Source organism: Microbacterium sp. NPDC076768 (genome assembly GCF_040687205.1).
GTDB lineage: Bacteria > Actinomycetota > Actinomycetes > Actinomycetales > Microbacteriaceae > Microbacterium.
In genome coordinates this window covers 1063783-1080680 of sequence record NZ_JBFBMU010000002.1, presented here as the reverse complement: position 1 = coordinate 1080680, position 16898 = coordinate 1063783, and the positions used below count along the sequence as shown (strand labels likewise).

Below are 16898 nucleotides of genomic sequence, written 5' to 3'. Positions count from 1 at the left end.
ATGACATTTTTGGAATACGCTCCGGCACCGGAGTCCACTGCGGTCCTCAACCTCAAAGACAGCTACGGTCTGTTTATCAACGGCGAGTTCGTCGATGGGGCTGGCACACCGTTCCACTCGATCAACCCGGCCACCGAAAAGCGCATCGCAGAGATCGCCTCCGCCAGTGACGAGGACGTTGATCGTGCGGTCGCCGCCGCTCGGCGTGCCTACGACAAGACCTGGTCGAAGATGAGCGGTCGCGACAGAGGAAAGTACCTCTTCCGCATCGCTCGCCTTGTGCAGGAGCGCGCTCGCGAACTTGCTGTCGCAGAGAGCCTCGACAACGGAAAGCCGATCAAGGAAAGCCGGGACGTCGATGTGCCTCTCGTGGCTTCCTGGTTCTTCTACTACGCGGGCTGGGCAGACAAGCTCGATCACGCAGGGCTCGGCGCCAACCCCCAGGCGCTCGGGGTCGCTGGTCAGATCATCCCGTGGAACTTTCCGCTGCTCATGCTGGCGTGGAAGATCGCTCCTGCCCTCGCGGCGGGAAACACCGTGGTGATCAAGCCGGCCGAGACGACTCCGCTCACCGCGCTGATCTTCGCAGAGATTCTGCAGCAAGCGGAGCTTCCGGCTGGTGTCGTGAACATCGTCACCGGTGCGGGCGCAACGGGATCCGCGCTTGTGCGTCACCCTGACGTCAACAAGATCGCCTTCACCGGATCGACCGGGGTTGGCCGCGACATCGCGCGTGCCGTTGCGGGTACGAACAAGAAGCTGACGCTGGAACTGGGTGGCAAGGCCGCAAATATCGTGTTCGACGATGCGCCCATCGATCAGGCAGTCGAAGGTATCGTCAACGGCATCTTCTTCAACCAGGGTCACGTCTGCTGCGCTGGAAGCCGACTGCTGGTGCAGGAGTCAATCCATGATGAAGTTGTTGACCGTCTGAAGACCCGCCTGTCAACGCTTCGCCTGGGTGACCCGCTCGACAAGAACACCGACATCGGTGCCATCAACTCGTCTGCCCAGCTGGCACGCATCCGCGAACTCAGCGACATCGGCGAAGCAGAAGGCGCCGAGCGTTGGACGGCCGATTGCGCGATTCCCGAGAACGGTTTCTGGTTCGCTCCGACGATCTTCACGGGTGTCGAGGCTTCGCACCGGATTGCGCGCGACGAGGTCTTCGGCCCGGTGCTTTCGGTGCTCACTTTCCGCACACCAGCGGAAGCCATCGCCAAGGCGAACAACACGCCGTACGGTTTGTCTGCCGGTATCTGGTCTGACAAGGGATCCCGCATTTTGGCTGTCGCTGACCGCCTGCGTGCGGGGGTGATCTGGGCCAACACCTTCAACCGGTTCGACCCGGCGAGCCCGTTCGGTGGGTACAAAGAGTCGGGATATGGCCGCGAGGGTGGACGGCAGGGGCTTACTGCTTACCTCACCCCGCGAAATGCTCAGGGTTTTAGCCGAGGAGAAGGAAAATGAGCAAGCGACTTACTGTTCCCAAGACTTACAAGCTCGCGATCGGTGGAGCCTTCCCTCGCAGCGAGTCCGGCCGCACCTATGAGGTGCTGACCCGCAAGGGCGCATTCCTGGCAAACGCCGCGAAGGGCTCCCGCAAGGATGCCCGCGACGCCGTGGTCGCCGCTCGTGCCGCGGTGAAAGGATGGTCGGGAGCGACTGCCTACAACCGTGGCCAGGTGCTCTACCGCATCGCTGAGGTGCTGGAAGGCCGACGCTCGCAGTTCATCGACGAGATCGTTGCTCAGGAGGGTGTTTCCTCCTCCGCCGCAGCGACGCAGGTAGACGAAGCGATCGACCTGTGGGTCTGGTACTCCGGGTGGTGCGATAAGTACGCACAGGTCGCCGGTAACGCGAACCCGGTTTCTGGCCCATACTTCAACATCTCCGTACCCGAGCCCACCGGAGTCGTCGCGATCGTCGCTCCGCAAGACTCTGCATTGCTCGGTCTCGTATCGGTCGTGGCGCCCGCATTGGTCGCGGGAAACAGCGTGGTGGTTATCGCCAGTGAGCGGCACCCGTTGTCGGCCATCAGCCTTGCTGAGGTCCTGGCGACCAGCGATCTGCCTGGCGGCGTCGTTAACGTGCTCACGGGATCACCGGCAGAAATGGCGCCGTGGCTTGCCTCGCATCAGGACGTCAACGCGCTCGATCTAGCTGGCGCTGGTGACCTGGACTGGGTCGACATGCAGATTGCTGCGGCGGAGACTCTCACTCGCGTCTTGCCCCCTGGAGAGGTCATCGCCTCGCCGGAGCGGATTGGTGCGTTCACTGAAGTGAAGACCGTCTGGCACACGAAGAGCATGGTCTAAAAACTGGTCCAAGCGCTTTGCTGACCCGACACAGGGCCGGGCACCTCGGTGGTGCCCGGCCCTGTGTCATTACGCGATCCGACGACGGGTCCGCGCCAATGCGGCCCGGTGTCGCATGCAGCGGTTAGGCTCGAAGAACGATCTCTGATCCCACTGGGAGGACGCGCATGGCCCGCATCGGTGAAAGCGCCGACCTTTTCAAGTGTTCTTTTTGCGGAAAGAGCCAGAAACAGGTGCAGCAACTCATCGCCGGACCCGGCGTGTACATCTGCGATGAGTGCGTAGAGCTCTGCAACGAGATCATCGAAGAGCGCATGGCGGAGTCCTCCGCTGAGGGCGTCGCTGAATTTGAGCTCCCGAAACCGCGAGAGATCTTCGCGTTCCTCGAGGAGTATGTCGTCGGTCAAGAATCGGCGAAGCGCAGCCTCTCCGTCGCGGTGTACAACCACTACAAGCGCGTGCGTGCTCACGGCACATTGCAGTCGGCCGAGCAAAAGGCAGAAGAGGTCGAGATCGCGAAGAGCAACATTTTGCTCATCGGACCGACGGGTTGCGGAAAGACCTACCTCGCACAGACTCTTGCCAAGCGCCTCAACGTTCCATTCGCCGTCGCAGATGCCACCGCGTTGACGGAGGCTGGATATGTCGGCGAAGACGTCGAGAACATTCTTCTCAAGCTCATTCAGGCCGCGGATTACGACGTCAAGCGGGCGGAGCAGGGCATCATCTACATCGACGAAGTCGACAAGATCGCCCGAAAGGCAGAGAACCCTTCAATCACTCGCGATGTTTCAGGTGAGGGTGTGCAGCAGGCGCTCTTGAAGATCATCGAGGGAACCGTTGCTTCTGTGCCGCCGCAGGGCGGACGCAAGCACCCGCACCAAGAATTTCTGCAGATCGACACCTCGAATGTGCTGTTCATCGTGGCGGGCGCTTTCGCCGGACTCGACGATATTGTTTCTGCGCGCGTCGGCAAGCACGGCATCGGTTTCGGTGCGCCGCTTCACGACAAGAACAAAGACCTTGACCTCTACAGCGAAGTACTCCCAGAAGACCTGCACAAGTTCGGCCTGATCCCAGAGTTCATCGGGCGTCTGCCCGTCGTGACCTCGGTGTCGCCGCTTGATCAGTCGGCGCTCATCGACATCCTCACCGGCCCGCGCAATGCGTTGGTCAAGCAGTATCAGCGCATGTTCGAGATCGACGGTGTGCAACTTGAGTTCGAAGACGAGGCTCTGCGCTCTATCGCTGACCTCGCCGTCGAACGCAAGACGGGTGCTCGTGGTCTCCGTGCCATCCTCGAAGATGTTCTGGGCCCGATCATGTTCGAGATCCCCTCGGCAGAAGACGTCGCCAAGGTGATCGTCACTCGCGCAGCTGTCGACGAGGGCGCGCCTCCCACCATTGTGATGGAGCGCAAGCGTAAAAGCGCATGAGCCAGGATCCAGCGCCCTGGACGACAGTCGCTCGAACGACGCTGGTCGATGACCGATGGCTTCGTTTACACGCGGACGAGTGTCAAGACTCCTCTGGTAGGACGATAGCGCCGTACTACGTCATGGAATATGCAGACTGAGTCTCCGTGCTGGCGGTTGACACGAACGACAAAGCGATTGTCGTCGAAGAGCCCTGAACTGTCGGCAAGTAGGCAAACAGTCACTCGACGAGAGCGAGTCAATAGCTGTGCATACGCGTGAGTTGGATGGGCTCGGTGTCCAATTAGCCCAGAGCTACCACCAGCTCACCTGGTACAAAGCGATGGAGTGGATCGGTCGCTGAAATTGTGCATTCGCACGCGACAGACGAGTGCCCAGTCGTGGGGCTTTTAGTCCTGGAACGGGCGAGCTGTAACATCACCTGATGCTGTCTGGAAGACTTCCCAGCCGGCATCGAGCTCTGCGATCGCTCGGCCTTCCAGCCAGGTCAGCGTCCAGTGCCCGTGTGCTGCGTCGCCGAGGCTGCTTTCGACCTCAGCGATCGCCGGGCGCAGGGCCGCAGGCACCGAAGCCGGAGCTTCAGCGCCTGCGGCCCAGCGAGTGCCGAGCTGCATCAGGAGGCCTCAGTCGGGGCGAGCTCGATCGCGGTCACGGCGAATTCCTCTGCCTCACTGAATTCCAGCTCAGCAATGCGACCGACAGCCCGCAGATCGTCGGCAGCCGCGCGCAGCGCATCGAGCTTTACCGCTGGCGCGGCGATAGCCGCGCGGGAGACCGGAGTCTTCTGCGATGCCTTCGCCTCGGTCTTCGCGCGGCGGATGCCAATGAGTGCTTCGCTGGCGGCGGACAGGACGGCGGGGTCGCCTTCGATGCCAAGCGGTGTCGGCCAGGCTGCGGTGTGCACCGAGCCTTCTTCGAACCAAGACCACGCTTCTTCAGTCGCGAACGAGAGCACGGGCGCGAGTAGGCGCAGGAGCGTCGAAAGAGCCAACCGCAGCGACAGAGCCGCAGAGGCTTGTCCAGGATCGGCTTGGTTGTAAGCACGCTCCTTGACGAGCTCCAGGTAGTCATCACAGAAGGTCCAGAAGAAGGCCTCGGTGAGTTCCAGAGCGCGAGCAGCGTCGTACCGGTCGAACGCCTTGGTCGCCTCGGCGACGACACCATCGAGGGCGGTCAGCATCGACGCATCAAGTGCGTGCGAAACCTCGGCGCCCTCCGGCACGGGGAACGACAAGACGAACTTCGCCGCGTTCAGTACCTTGATAGCCAGTCGGCGGCCGATCTTCACCTGTGTCGGGTTCTGCGGGTCGAACGCCGCGTCCATACCGAGACGGCTGGAAGCCGCCCAATACCGCACAGCGTCGGAGCCGTGCTTGTCGAGCACATCAGCCGGGGTGACCACATTGCCCTTTGACTTCGACATCTTTTTGCGGTCGGGGTCGACGATGAAGCCAGAAATCGCGGCGTTGCGCCACGGGGTCCTGTCGTCTTCGAGGGCGGAGCGCAGCATCGTAGAGAACAGCCAGGTGCGAATGATGTCTTGGCCTTGGGGGCGCAGGTCAAACGGTGCCGTCAGCTCCCACAGTTCCTCGTCACGCTGCCAGCCGCCTGCCAGCTGCGGGGTGAGGGAGGACGTAGCCCATGTGTCGAGAATGTCGGCCTCGGCCTCAAACCCGCCAGGAACCCCGCGCTGTTCTTCCGTGTAGCCGGCAGGTACGTCGGTGGTCGGGTCGATTGGCAGGGATGCGGCGTCCGGTGTGAGGACCCTGTCGTAGTCGCGTTCCCCGTTTTCGTCGAGTCCATACCAAAGCGGAATCGGCACACCGAAGAAGCGCTGACGCGACACCAGCCAGTCACCGGTGAGGCCGCCGACCCAGTTCTCGTACCGCACGCGCATAAAGTCGGGGTGCCATGCGAGGTCTTGTCCGTGCGCGATCAACTTGTCGCGGAGTTCGCCGTCGCGCGCGCCGTTGCGGATGTACCACTGACGTGTGGAGACGATCTCGAGTGGGCGGTCGCCCTTCTCGAAGAACTTCACGGCGTGATTGAACGGCTTGCCCACCGCCGTCATGTCGCCGGTCTCCTGCAACTTCTCCACGATCGCCTTGCGAGCACTGAAGACTGTCTTCCCCGCGAGCTGGTCGTTGTACCAGGCGACGGCGTCTGCATCGGCAACAGACGCAGGCGCCTCTGGGAGGAATCGGCCGTCGAGACCGATCGTCGTCATGTTGGGCAGTGGCTCATTGTCGCTGGTGCGCAGTTCACGCCACCACACGATGTCTGTCACGTCGCCGAACGTACACACCATCGCCGCTCCGGTGCCTTTGTCTGGCTGTGCGAGGTGGTGCCCGTGGATCTCGATTTCGGCGCCGAAGAAAGGCGTGCGCACCTTGGTGCCGATGAGGTGCTTGTGCGGACCCTCTGGGTGCGTCACCAGAGCAATGCACGCGGGCAACAGTTCCGGACGGGTGGTGTCGATGGTGAGCGAGCCTGAACCGTCAGCGAAAGGGAATTCGATGGTGTGGTACGCGGCTTGCTGGTCGCGATCTTCAAGCTCGGCCTGCGCAATCGCGGAGCGGAAGTCGATGTCCCACAGGGTGGGGGCCATCGCCTGGTATGCCTCGCCACGCTCAATGTTGCGCAAGAAAGCGAGCTGGCTCTGCCGGATCGTGTCGTCCGAAATCGTGCGGTAGGTCTGTGACCAGTCCACGCTCAATCCGAGCTGGCGGAACAACGCTTCGAACTGCTTCTCGTCTTCGATCGTGAGGCGTTCGCACAGATCGATGAAGTTGCGGCGGCTGATCGGCTGCTGGTCAGCGGCGCGGCTGGACTTGTTGTCTCCACCCTCGAACGGGGGAGTGAAGTCTTCGGTGTAGGGGAGCGACGGGTCGCAACGCACTCCGTAGTAGTTCTGCACTCGGCGCTCGGTGGGCAACCCGTTGTCGTCCCACCCCATCGGGTAGAACACGGTCTTGCCGCGCATGCGCTCGAAGCGGGCCTTTACGTCGGTATGGGTGTACGAGAACACGTGTCCGATGTGCAGGCTGCCAGAGGCCGTCGGCGGGGGAGTGTCGATCGAGTACACGCCGTCACGGCCGCTCTGTGCCGCACGAATGCGGTCGAACAGGTAGGTGCCCTGCTCTGCCCACGCGGCATCCCACTTTGTCTCGAGGCCTTCGAGTGCTGGCTTGTCAGGAATCTGGTTCGGCGATGATGCGGAAGCAGGCATGGACGTCTCCTCGAGCGATGTATGCGGCACTGTGTGAGCGTGCCTGAGTGTGGGTGGTGTCGCCCATTCTACCGAGCGAAGTACTGCGGGGACTCCGCTGCAAATCGACCCCGTCCAACAATTCGCCGTAAGATGGAGATATCCCGACCCGCTCGTTCTGAGGAACCGCTATGCCCGCAAATACTGTGCGTCGTCTCCTGCCCTTCGTGGCACTCACCGCAGCCAGCGCACTGGTGCTCAGCGCCTGCGCCACGCCTGCTTCGGAAGAGGGGGGCGGCGAGCTCGTCTGGTCAATTGAGGGAGCGAACCTGTCTGCGGGGCACATGGATCCGCAGGTGAGCCAGCTCGATGTCTCCGGAATGGTGCAGCGGGCGGTGCTCGACTCGCTGGTGTTCCAGGAGGCAGACGGCACGTTTACCCCCTGGCTCGCAAAGGAGTGGACGGTTTCGGACGACAGCACCGAATACACCTTCGTGCTTCGTGATGATGTGACGTTCACTGATGGTGAAGCGTTCGATGCCGCGGCAGTGAAAGCGAACTTCGATCGCATCGTCGATCCGGAAACCGCCTCCGCGCAGGCCGCGAGCATGCTCGGATCCGATTTTTATGACGGTACAGAGGTCATCGATGACTACACCGTCACGGTGTCTTTCACTCAGCCGTATGCACCCTTCCTGCAGGCGGCAAGCACTGCACAGCTCGGTTTCTACTCGCCAGCCGTGCTCGAATCCTCGGCAGATCAGCTGAAGGCTGGCGGACCTGGCATCACCGTCGGCACTGGACCGTTCGAGCTGACGGAGTACACGCCAGACCAAGAGCTCGTTTACACCCGCAACGATGACTATGCGTGGGGCCCTCACGAAGCGAAGGCGCCTCAGTTCGAGACGTTGCGCGTCGAGGTGCAGCCGGAGGCATCGGTGCGCACGGGGGTGGCGGAGAGTGGGGAGGCAGATCTTGCGAGCAACATTCCTCCGAACCTGGCCCAAGACCTGGACGAAAGCCTCACTGTCGACTCGATCGAGTACCCCGGGCTGCCGTACTCGCTGTACCTGAATGAGGAGTACGGTGTGTTCGCCGACGAGAAGGTGCGCCAGGCGTTCGCGCGCGGCATCGATATCGACGCCGCGGTGGAAGAGATCTTCTTCGGACAATACCCTCGCGCGTGGAGCATTTTGGGTTCAACAACTCCTGGATACGACTCGACGCTCGAAGACAGCTGGCCGTTCGACCAGGATGCGGCTAACGCTCTGCTCGACGACGCGGGATGGACAGAGCGCGACGAGGATGGCATTCGCATGAAAGACGGCGAGCGTCTTTCGGTGCGGTGGATTGCATGGACGCCGGTTCCGGATGACCGTGCGGCGCTCGCCAACGCGATCCAGTCTGATTTGAAGGCGATCGGGTTTGAGGTGGAGCGTGAGGTGCTGGAGCCCGGCGCGTACAACGAGCAGTATGAGCCGAAGACGTTCGATCTGACTGACTGGGGCTTCTCCGGTGTAGACCCTGATCTGTTGCGCAGTCATCTGCACACCGATGGGTTCCAGAACGCGTCCCAGGTGAGCGACCCCGAGATTGACGCGCTGTTGGAGCAGGCGGTGGCCAGCAGTGATCAGGACGAACGCAACGAGCTGTACACCCAGTTGCAGCAGTGGAACGCGGAATACACAGCGATCGTTCCCCTGTACAGCCCCGCTGCCATTACAGCGGTCGGCGAGCGGGTGGAGGGGTTGGAGTACGACCTGTACGGTCGTCCGCTGTTCTACGATGTGACGGTCGGCTAAAGCGCTGGCTGAGCGGAGGGAGTGAGTGGTGAAGGCTGCTCTCTTCCGCGCCGCCGGTCTCATCGCCTCTGTTGTCGTCGTGCTCTGGGGCGCGGCGACGGTGGCATTCCTCGCATTCCGGGTGATTCCCGGAGATCCGGTGTCGGTGATGCTGGGACCCCAAGCGCAGGTGAGCGAAGCGGTGAAGGATGGCATTCGCGCCGACCTCGGGTTGGATCGACCACCGTTCGAGCAGTACCTCTCGTATATCGGCCAGTTGGCACGCGGGGACCTGGGGGAGTCTTACCAGTTGCGCATGCCGGTGACCGAGGTGATCGGCAGGCAGCTGGGGGCGACTATCCAACTCTCCGTCTTGGCTCTCCTGCTTGCCGTGGTGCTTGCGTTGATCGTGACCGTCTTCGTGCGCGGCACTGTGGGGAGAACGATTGCCGCCAGTGTGGAGCTGGTGGTGCTGTCGTCTCCCGTGTTCTGGATCGGACTCGTGTTGCTCAGCGTGTTCGCTTTCGGCCTGGGCTGGTTCCCGGTATCAGGGGCACGTAATCCGGCCACTCTTGTGCTTCCGGCTGTGACGCTTGCTCTTCCCGTTGCGGCGTTGCTCAGCCAGGTGCTGCGAGATGCGCTCATGCAGGCAGAGCGGATGCCGTTTGCAGAGACTGTTCGTGCACGGGGGGCGACACCCTCTTGGTTCACGTTGCGGCATGGACTGCGCCACGGCGCGGCATCGGCGATCACACTCGCCGCCTACCTGACCGGTTCAGTGCTCGGGGGTGCGGTGCTCGTCGAGACAGTGTTTGCTCGACCGGGGCTTGGTCGAGTCACCCTTGCCGCTATCAGCGACCGCGATCTCCCCGTCATCACTGGCATCATTCTGCTGAGCGCACTCGTGTTCGTTGTCGTGAACCTTCTCGTTGAGCTCCTCCAGCCCTTGATTGATCCGCGCGCGAGGTCGAATGGTCACAGGGGGCTTCGATGAAGCGCGCGCAACGCATTCTGCTGTGGGCAGCGATTGCGGTTCTCGCTGTGATCGGATTCGCGGCCCTATGGCCTGCGGTGCTCGCCACTCACGATCCCCTCCAAACGGATGTTCGCGGTGCCCTGCTCCCGCCCAGTGCGGAACACTTCTTCGGTACAGACCAGAGCGGTCGCGACGTCTTCTCGCGCGTGGTCTACGGCGCAAGTCGCTCTTTGGGGATCGGACTCTTTGCGACCACCGTTGCTCTCACCGGAGGCTTATTGATCGGGGGGCTCGCGGGAGTAGCGCCAAAACCGGTCGACACCACCGTGATGCGAGTAAACGACGTCCTGATGGCTTTTCCCGAGTTCCTCGTCGCACTGGTTGTCGTAGCCGTGCTGGGACCAGGACCCGTGAATATCGCGATCGCCGTGACGGTAGCTGCCGTTCCCGTCTACATCAGGCTCGCCCGCGTACAGACGCAGACGCTGCGAAGGGCGGAGCACGTAGAGGCGGCTCAGATCTTGGGGGTGCCGCCGGTGCGTGCCTTCTTCCGGCATGTGCTGCCGGGCGTCATCGGCGCGCTGAGTGTGCTGGCGACCATCGGGATCGGCTCCAGCATCCTCGCGGCCGCAGGTCTGAGTTTCCTTGGGCTTGGCCCTTCCGAGCCCACACCAGAATGGGGCCTGATGCTTGCGGGCGGACGAAACGTGCTCGGCCAAGCCTGGTGGATCTCGTTGTTCCCCGGCATTGCCATCACTCTCACTGTCGTTTCGGCAACGGTAATCGGACGCATCCTGCGCGCACGGGCAGACAGGGGAGCATCATGACCGCGGCGCTCGAAGTGCAAGGGTTACGGGTAGCGTTCGCCAGCGACCGGGTTGTTGACGGTGTCTCTTTCGCGGTGGAACAGGGCGAGTGCGTCGCAATTGTCGGCGAATCTGGTGCAGGTAAGTCCCTGACCGCCAGAGCGCTCCTGGGTTTGTTGCCCCCAGACGCCACCGTCGGCGTAGACCATCTCCGTATCGATGGCACCGACGCGAGCGAGTTTGCCGAGCGAGAGTGGAGGAAGATCCGCGGCGACCGCATCGCGCTTGTCTCCCAAGATGCGCTCGTTTCCCTTGACCCGTTGCGTCGCATCGGCGCAGAAATTGAGGAACCGCTGCGCCTGCACCGGCTGGTGCATTCACGGGCCGGTCGACAACAGCGTGTGCAGGACCTGTTGCAGCGCGTATCGATGCCAGAGGGGGAAAGGCGAGCGAAACAGTACCCGCACGAACTCTCTGGCGGTCTACGGCAGCGTGCCTTGATCGCTTCCGCGCTCGCCGCAACTCCCACAATCCTGATAGCTGACGAGCCCACCACCGCCCTCGATGCGACCGTGCAGGCCCGCATCCTGGCGCTCCTGCGTGAGATTACCGATGCCGGAACGGCCGTGGTCTTCATCAGCCACGATTTTGCGGCCGTCCGACAGCTCGCCGACAGAGTGCTCGTGATGAGGGCAGGGGAAGTAGTGGAATCAGGTGCCGTCAGTGAAGTGTTAGAAAGACCCCAGCACGAATACACTCAGCAGCTCATCGCTGCCACCATGCACGCACCCAGAGTCACTGACCCCACGGACACGGCACCGCTACTGGTAGCTAACGACCTCTCCAAGAGCTTCTCCAACGCCCCAGCAGTTGCCGGAGCGAGCTTTACCGTCGCCGAAGCTCAGACGATCGGGGTCGTGGGGGAATCAGGGTCAGGCAAGACCACACTCGCGCGAATGATCGTCGGCATCGAAGCACCAGATACGGGCACTCTGCTGTGGAGGAGCAATCCGCGAGTGCAACTCGTGCACCAAAACCCGTTGGGGGCATTCGACCCGAGATGGACGATCGAGCGATCGCTTCGAGAGGCCCTCGAAGCGGGTGGCGTCGAGCGCAGCCAGCGCACACGGCGCGTTACCGATCTCCTGGAGGAAGTCGGGCTCCCAGCAGAACTTGCTGCGCGGCGACCACACGCTCTCTCGGGCGGTCAACGACAGCGCGCAGCCATCGCCAGAGCGCTCGCCGCAGACCCCAACGTGTTGGTGCTGGACGAACCGGTTTCGGCGCTTGACCCGTCGGTACGCGAACGTGTGTTGCGGCTTCTCGAACGGCTACAGCAGGAGCGACAACTGACCATGATCCTTGTCTCGCACGATCTGGACGTGGTGGGAGCTGTCGCCGATTACGTACTGGTGATGCAAGAAGGACGGATTGTGGAGCAGGGCGCCACGGCAACGGTGTTCTCAGCGCCGCAGCATGCGTTTACGCGGGAGCTGTTGGCAGCGAGCGGGCGCGTCAATCTTTGATCTGGATGCCAAGGCTGACCGCGAACATCGGCGCGAGCTGCTGCATTTGAAACGGCGTGAATGTGGCACCGCGCAGGCTGTTCGCATCGAGATACGCCGACGCATCGAGTCCTCGTAGATCAACGTCTTTCGCACGCATCCCTCGCGGATCGACCTCGTCGCTTGACGTAGCAGTGAAACGCACGCGGGTGAGTGTAGACAGCGGCATATCGATCGTGCGGATAGCGCAACCGGACACTTCCAGATCGCTCACCTTCGCCCCACCGAGATTCAGGTACTCGACTCGCACGTCGTTCAGCTCTAGCTCCGAAATGCGCGCCTCACTGAGATCAAGAGTGCCGATCCGTCCGCCACTGATACGCAGCCGTCGCACGTTGGTATCGCGCATACGCAGCGAAGCGATGCGTGCGTCAACGATCTCTACATCGAGAAGCGTCGCACTCGTCAAATCAACAGTGTCGGCCTCGGCACTGACCCTGCACTGCTCCAGCATCGCGTAGGCGAGATCAACGGCCCCGCTGAGTTCAAGGCGAGATGCGATGAGGTCTGCACTGCGCCGCGGTGTCGCCAGCTCCAGCACCGGCGGAACATCAGGAGCCGAGACGCGGGGAGGAGCAGGAGACTCAGATGTGCGGGCCATCCCTCGAGCGTATGGCGAGCCGACGACATCCACGTCCACGAGCTGCAGTCGCCGCGCGCTATGACGTACCTGGTGCCAGACTCCACCGAGCCGAGAATCCGCAAAGGCGCGCTCGACGTGGACGCGTTCGCGTGACAGGCAACGACTGACGGGGACTATCCATGACCGTGGTCGGCGTGGTTGGTTATTTCAGCCACGGGTAGACGTAGGTGCAGGAGACTTCGTCGGTCGTTGACACTTCGGTCACGACCAGTTCGTTGTCGATGTAGATCTTGCAAGTGAGGGGTTCGGCAGGCCCGATCTGTGCTGTCACATGCACAGTTGCCCGGGTTCCCTCGGCGCCAAAGGAGTGTCGGTCACCAGAGCCCCAGATCTCAGAGGACGAATACTCACCCCCGTCGTAGTTGACCCGCATGATGTCGGATCCAGACGCCTCAATCGAAACCAGGCGGGGTCGGTTTCGTTCGGCATTCACGCCGACAATGGTGGCGATGACCATGACGACCGCCGCCAGAACGGCAACCACAGCGAGAATTGAGGACGTGCGTCGACGGGCGGGATTAGAACGTGTCTTCAATGCGGCGACGACAGCCCACACACCGAGTGTGAGCGCGACGATGACAAACGGCAGCCGCACCAGGGCTGGTTGCAACGCGAACGGAACAACAGCGATCACAACCGCCGCAACACCCCACCACGGACTCACTGCCCGAGCAGCGTCACCACCGGAACTCTCTTCAGACATCGTCTGAGAGTACACGGCGGGGTGAGCCGTCGGCGCGGTTGATTATTTCAGCCACGGGTAGACGTAGGTGCACGAGACTTCGTCGGTCGTTGACACTTCGGTCACGACCAGTTCGTTGTCGATGTAGATCTTGCAAGTGAGGGGTTCGGCAGGCCCGATCTGTGCTGTCACGTGCATGGTTGCTTGGGTTCCCTCGGCGAGGAAAGAGTATCGGTCACCAGAGCCCCAGATCCCGGAATACGGATAGTCACCTCCGCTGAACTTGACCCGCATGATGTCGGATCCGGTTGCCTCAACGACAACCACGCGGGGGCGGTTTCGCTCGGCATTCACGCCGACGATGGTGGCGATGACCATGACGACCGCGGCCAGAACGGCAACCACAGCGAGGATCGAGGACGTGCGTCGACGGGCGGGTTTGGAGCGTGTCTTCAATGCGGCGACGACGGCCCACGCCCCGAGCGCGAGGGCGACGATGACGAACGGCAGCCGCACCAGGGCTGGTTGCAACGCGAACGGAACAACAGCGATCACAACCGCTGCAACACCCCACCACAGGCTCACTGCCCGAGGAGCGTCGCCACCGGAACTCTCTTCAGACATCGTCTGAGAGTACACGGCGGGGTGAGCCGTCGGCGTGGTTGATTATTTCAGCCACGGGTAGACGTAGGTGCAGGAGACTTCGTCGGTCGTTGACACTTCGGTCACGACGATTTCGTTGTCGATGTAGATCTTGCAGGTGAGGGGTTCGGCAGGCCCGATCTGTGCTGTCACGTGCACAGTTGCCCGGGTTCCCTCGGCGAGGAAAGAGCTTCGGTCACCAGAGCCCCAGATCTGAGAAGCCGAATACTCACCCCCGTCGTAGTTGACCCGCATGATGTCGGATCCAGACGCCTCGATCGTGACCACGCGGGGTCGGTTGCGCTCGGCATTCACGCCGACGACGGTGGCGATGACCATGATGACCGCGGCCAGAAGCGCAACCACAGCCAGGATCGACGACGTGCGTCGATGGGCGGGTTTGGAGCGTGTCTTCAATGCGGCGACGACGGCCCACGCACCGAGCGCGAGGGCGACGATGATGAACGGTAGTCGCACCAGGGCTGGTTGCACTGCGAACGGAACGGTAGCGATCACAACCGCCGCAACACCCCACCACGGACTCACCGCCCGAGTAGCATCGCCGCTAGAGACCTCTTCAGACATCGCACCCCACTACATTGCCAGTTAGCTCGTCTGAGCGTACACGGCTGGGTGAGCCGTGGATCTGATTGCATCGAGCGCGGTGTGGCTAATCGTGGACTATAGATTAGCTTCAATGATTGAACCCGGCGGTTCAAGCATTGAAGACCGGAGACTCGTAGTAGCAAGGTGCAAGGGGGAGCCGAAATGGCTGTGGCATATGAAGACTTGGCTGACTTCAAAGGAAAGGTGTATCGGGCCGCGATCGATTGTTGGATGGCGGATCAAGGCTTCTCGCCGCCGGCCGGCGCAGAACACACGTATGCCAAATTTGGCTGGGCCCCGTTCCAGTACCACCGGCCAGATGAGAATGGGAATGGCGGCGGAAAGAGCGTCGGCTATGGCGATGGGGTCAATTGCGAAGCCGCCATGGACAGTGTTCGTGCTGCTGTCGACCGTGTTGTGGACCCATGGCTTTCGTTGCCAACCGGTACCGGATTAGGTGCCTACAAAGACTCGGCGAATGGATCAAGCGCGATTCTGGGGAACTCCCGTGAGAATAGCCCGGAACTCGAGGACTCCCGCGCACAGGTTGCAAGCGTGGCATCTGGCAATTTGAAGGGAATGTTTGTCGCGCCGTTCGTCGATAAGTACTGCTCGCAACTGTTGACGGTCGTCCATGGAATCGGCGACGGTTGCGTGATCCTGGCGGCAAGCTACGCTGCCGAGGAAGAACTCTGGCCAGCAGCACGTGAGGATGTCGCAAGACTCTGTTTTCAGGCTTGGGAAGCGTGGACTAAGGCTGCGGCAGAGGCTGAAGTCGCGAACTCCAAGGCCGCGCTGGCGGTTGTCGGGGCAGTGGCTTCCGGCGTGGCAGCCGTCGTGACAGCTGGTGCGGCACTGGCAGCGACGACTGTGACGGCAGCCGCGGCCTCCGCCGCGGCCGCTTCTGGCGTCCTCGGCTCCGTTGGTGGAGCCGCCTCAGTGGCGCTGGCCGGAATCGACCGCGAAGTTGCTGTCAACGGGAGCAGTTTTGACAGTATTTTAGAATCGCTCAGCGAGGCGCTCGAAGGTCTGAGCGCCACCATCGCAGAGCAAGACAAGAGACTCAACCTGATGCTCTCTCAGATGGACGACGAGATCTATTCGAGCCGAGCCAGTTACGATCTCGACTACTTTGTGCTGGCCGACTACCCCCTGACAGACGGCACCATGGCGATGGACCCGACGTCAACCTCCTTGATCAAGCAGAATATGACGCGCGTGCACAGCTCCATGGCCGAAGCGGGATCCGCGTTAGGCGCGGAACCAGGCTCAAATCCTTCAGTGCGTCCCTCCTCGATTGGGGTTTCGGTCGACGGGACCTACACCGCAGCATCATCGCTGTTCAGTCGTTTGCGCGGTTGCCTCACACGTTCGACCGAAGAATACGCTCGCGGGGTTGCGCTCTTCGACGCGACAGTTGCGGACTACTTCCAGACCGAAGAGGACGCCAAGGCTACCGTCAAGCAACTTCATGATGCGGAGCTCGGAGTCTCGGAGGTGACCTGGTGAGCGACCTCGTGAGCCGAGTGCTCGGACCGATCGTGCTTAACGGCGGCAGAGGGGGCGGGTTTTTAGAGAGCACGATGCAGATTCAGCACCATACCGTGCCGGTAACCCTGGAAATAGACGAACCCGGCAAGCTCGATGACAAACTTGTCGAGACCATCGATGCGGTTCTTGAAAACTTCGACCGAGTGCAGCCGATGATCGACGACGTGCTTCGTGCTGGCTTTCGCAACGGCGCATCGTCTATGAGTCGACTCTTCGAAGCATGGAAGTCGGCCGACTCGCGGAGGCAATCTTCAACGAGAGAAGAGTTTCTGGCCACACTGGTGCCGATCAAATTGCGCTTCAGTCCAGACATCGAATCGTCACACGCTGACCGCATGGCGATCACGTATTGCGTAGGCGACGAGCCGTTTTTGGGCGAAGCGAAGGTGCGATTCATCGACAGGGTCGGACCGGAACTGGCTCCGTAGGCCACCTTCCTCTGGTGGACGGCGAGCGGACGACATCGACGCCCACGAACTGTGCACTCGCGTACACTGGAGATACGAGCATTGATCCGGCATCACCGGGGAGCTCTCGGAAGAACAGCCCGGCAACGGGCCCAGTAGAACCGAGCGGGGCAGGCCCGTCACAGCCGCAGTGAAAGTGGTCCCAGGTCCCTGCGCTTGTCGAAGGGTCTTGGAGGCACGCGAGGTGGTACCGCGGTCCGTGAGGGTCGTCCTTGCA

15 protein-coding genes are annotated in these 16898 nt (G+C 61.9%); 9 read left to right on the top strand and 6 right to left on the bottom strand.

What is annotated here, in order from left to right:
• From AB0O87_RS11595 to clpX, 3 genes are all read left to right on the top strand, one after another.
• The gene (locus tag AB0O87_RS11595; RefSeq protein ID WP_363515787.1) at window positions 1–1470 is read left to right on the top strand and encodes an aldehyde dehydrogenase family protein; all 1470 of its coding nucleotides are present in this window, start codon (window positions 1–3) and stop codon (window positions 1468–1470) included.
• Window positions 1467–2318, top strand: coding sequence for an aldehyde dehydrogenase family protein (locus AB0O87_RS11590; protein WP_363515784.1), 852 nt, complete (start codon window positions 1467–1469; stop codon window positions 2316–2318). Before AB0O87_RS11595 ends, AB0O87_RS11590 begins: the two co-directional genes overlap by 4 nt.
• 167 nt (window positions 2319–2485) lie before the next feature.
• Window positions 2486–3754 (top strand): ATP-dependent Clp protease ATP-binding subunit ClpX, encoded by a 1269-nt coding sequence (gene clpX / locus AB0O87_RS11585; RefSeq protein WP_363515781.1) that lies wholly within the window; start codon window positions 2486–2488, stop codon window positions 3752–3754.
• Window positions 3755–4143: 389 nt separating this feature from the next.
• Here the strand turns inward: clpX and AB0O87_RS11580 are convergent, their stop codons facing one another.
• Window positions 4144–4368, bottom strand: a complete 225-nt coding sequence (locus AB0O87_RS11580; protein WP_363515778.1) for a hypothetical protein — start codon at window positions 4366–4368, stop codon at window positions 4144–4146.
• Complete coding sequence (gene valS, locus AB0O87_RS11575) at window positions 4368–6983, bottom strand: valine--tRNA ligase (protein WP_363515775.1); 2616 nt, start codon at window positions 6981–6983, stop codon at window positions 4368–4370. The genes AB0O87_RS11580 and valS overlap by 1 nt, the downstream gene beginning before the upstream one ends.
• Window positions 6984–7153: 170 nt before the next feature.
• On the opposite strand from valS, the gene AB0O87_RS11570 reads away from it, so the two are divergent.
• Genes AB0O87_RS11570 through AB0O87_RS11555 form a run of 4 tightly spaced genes read left to right on the top strand, consistent with a single transcriptional unit; the run spans window position 7154 to window position 12051 of the window.
• Entirely contained in the window at window positions 7154–8764 is a 1611-nt protein-coding gene (locus AB0O87_RS11570) for an ABC transporter substrate-binding protein (RefSeq protein WP_363515772.1), read from the top strand.
• A 28-nt stretch (window positions 8765–8792) separates the two neighbouring features.
• The gene (locus AB0O87_RS11565) at window positions 8793–9737 is read left to right on the top strand and encodes an ABC transporter permease (RefSeq protein WP_363515769.1); all 945 of its coding nucleotides are present in this window, start codon (window positions 8793–8795) and stop codon (window positions 9735–9737) included.
• The gene (locus AB0O87_RS11560; RefSeq protein ID WP_363515766.1) at window positions 9734–10546 is read left to right on the top strand and encodes an ABC transporter permease; all 813 of its coding nucleotides are present in this window, start codon (window positions 9734–9736) and stop codon (window positions 10544–10546) included. The genes AB0O87_RS11565 and AB0O87_RS11560 overlap by 4 nt, the downstream gene beginning before the upstream one ends.
• Window positions 10543–12051 carry an ABC transporter ATP-binding protein gene (locus AB0O87_RS11555; protein ID WP_363515764.1) on the top strand — a complete coding sequence of 503 codons (1509 nt, stop codon included), beginning with the start codon at window positions 10543–10545 and terminating at the stop codon, window positions 12049–12051. The genes AB0O87_RS11560 and AB0O87_RS11555 overlap by 4 nt, the downstream gene beginning before the upstream one ends.
• Here the strand turns inward: AB0O87_RS11555 and AB0O87_RS11550 are convergent.
• From AB0O87_RS11550 to AB0O87_RS11535, 4 genes are all read right to left on the bottom strand, one after another.
• Window positions 12041–12691, bottom strand: a complete 651-nt coding sequence (locus AB0O87_RS11550; RefSeq protein WP_363515761.1) for a pentapeptide repeat-containing protein — start codon at window positions 12689–12691, stop codon at window positions 12041–12043. The genes AB0O87_RS11555 and AB0O87_RS11550 overlap by 11 nt on opposite strands.
• A 184-nt stretch (window positions 12692–12875) precedes the next feature.
• Window positions 12876–13436 (bottom strand): hypothetical protein, encoded by a 561-nt coding sequence (locus AB0O87_RS11545; protein ID WP_363515758.1) that lies wholly within the window; start codon window positions 13434–13436, stop codon window positions 12876–12878.
• Between the two features lie 42 nt (window positions 13437–13478).
• Entirely contained in the window at window positions 13479–14039 is a 561-nt protein-coding gene (locus AB0O87_RS11540; RefSeq protein ID WP_363515755.1) for a hypothetical protein, read from the bottom strand.
• Window positions 14040–14081: 42 nt separating this feature from the next.
• A complete protein-coding gene (locus AB0O87_RS11535) occupies window positions 14082–14642 on the bottom strand; it encodes a hypothetical protein (protein WP_363515752.1) in 561 nt (186 codons plus the stop codon).
• 183 nt (window positions 14643–14825) lie between these two features.
• Here AB0O87_RS11535 and AB0O87_RS11530 point away from each other — a divergent pair, with 183 nt between their 5' ends.
• Both AB0O87_RS11530 and AB0O87_RS11525 read left to right on the top strand, forming a co-directional pair.
• On the top strand, window positions 14826–16172 hold the full coding sequence (locus AB0O87_RS11530; protein ID WP_363515749.1) for a hypothetical protein: 1347 nt from the start codon (window positions 14826–14828) through the stop codon (window positions 16170–16172).
• Entirely contained in the window at window positions 16169–16642 is a 474-nt protein-coding gene (locus AB0O87_RS11525) for a hypothetical protein (RefSeq protein WP_363515746.1), read from the top strand. Before AB0O87_RS11530 ends, AB0O87_RS11525 begins: the two co-directional genes overlap by 4 nt.
• Window positions 16643–16898 lie beyond the last annotated feature (256 nt).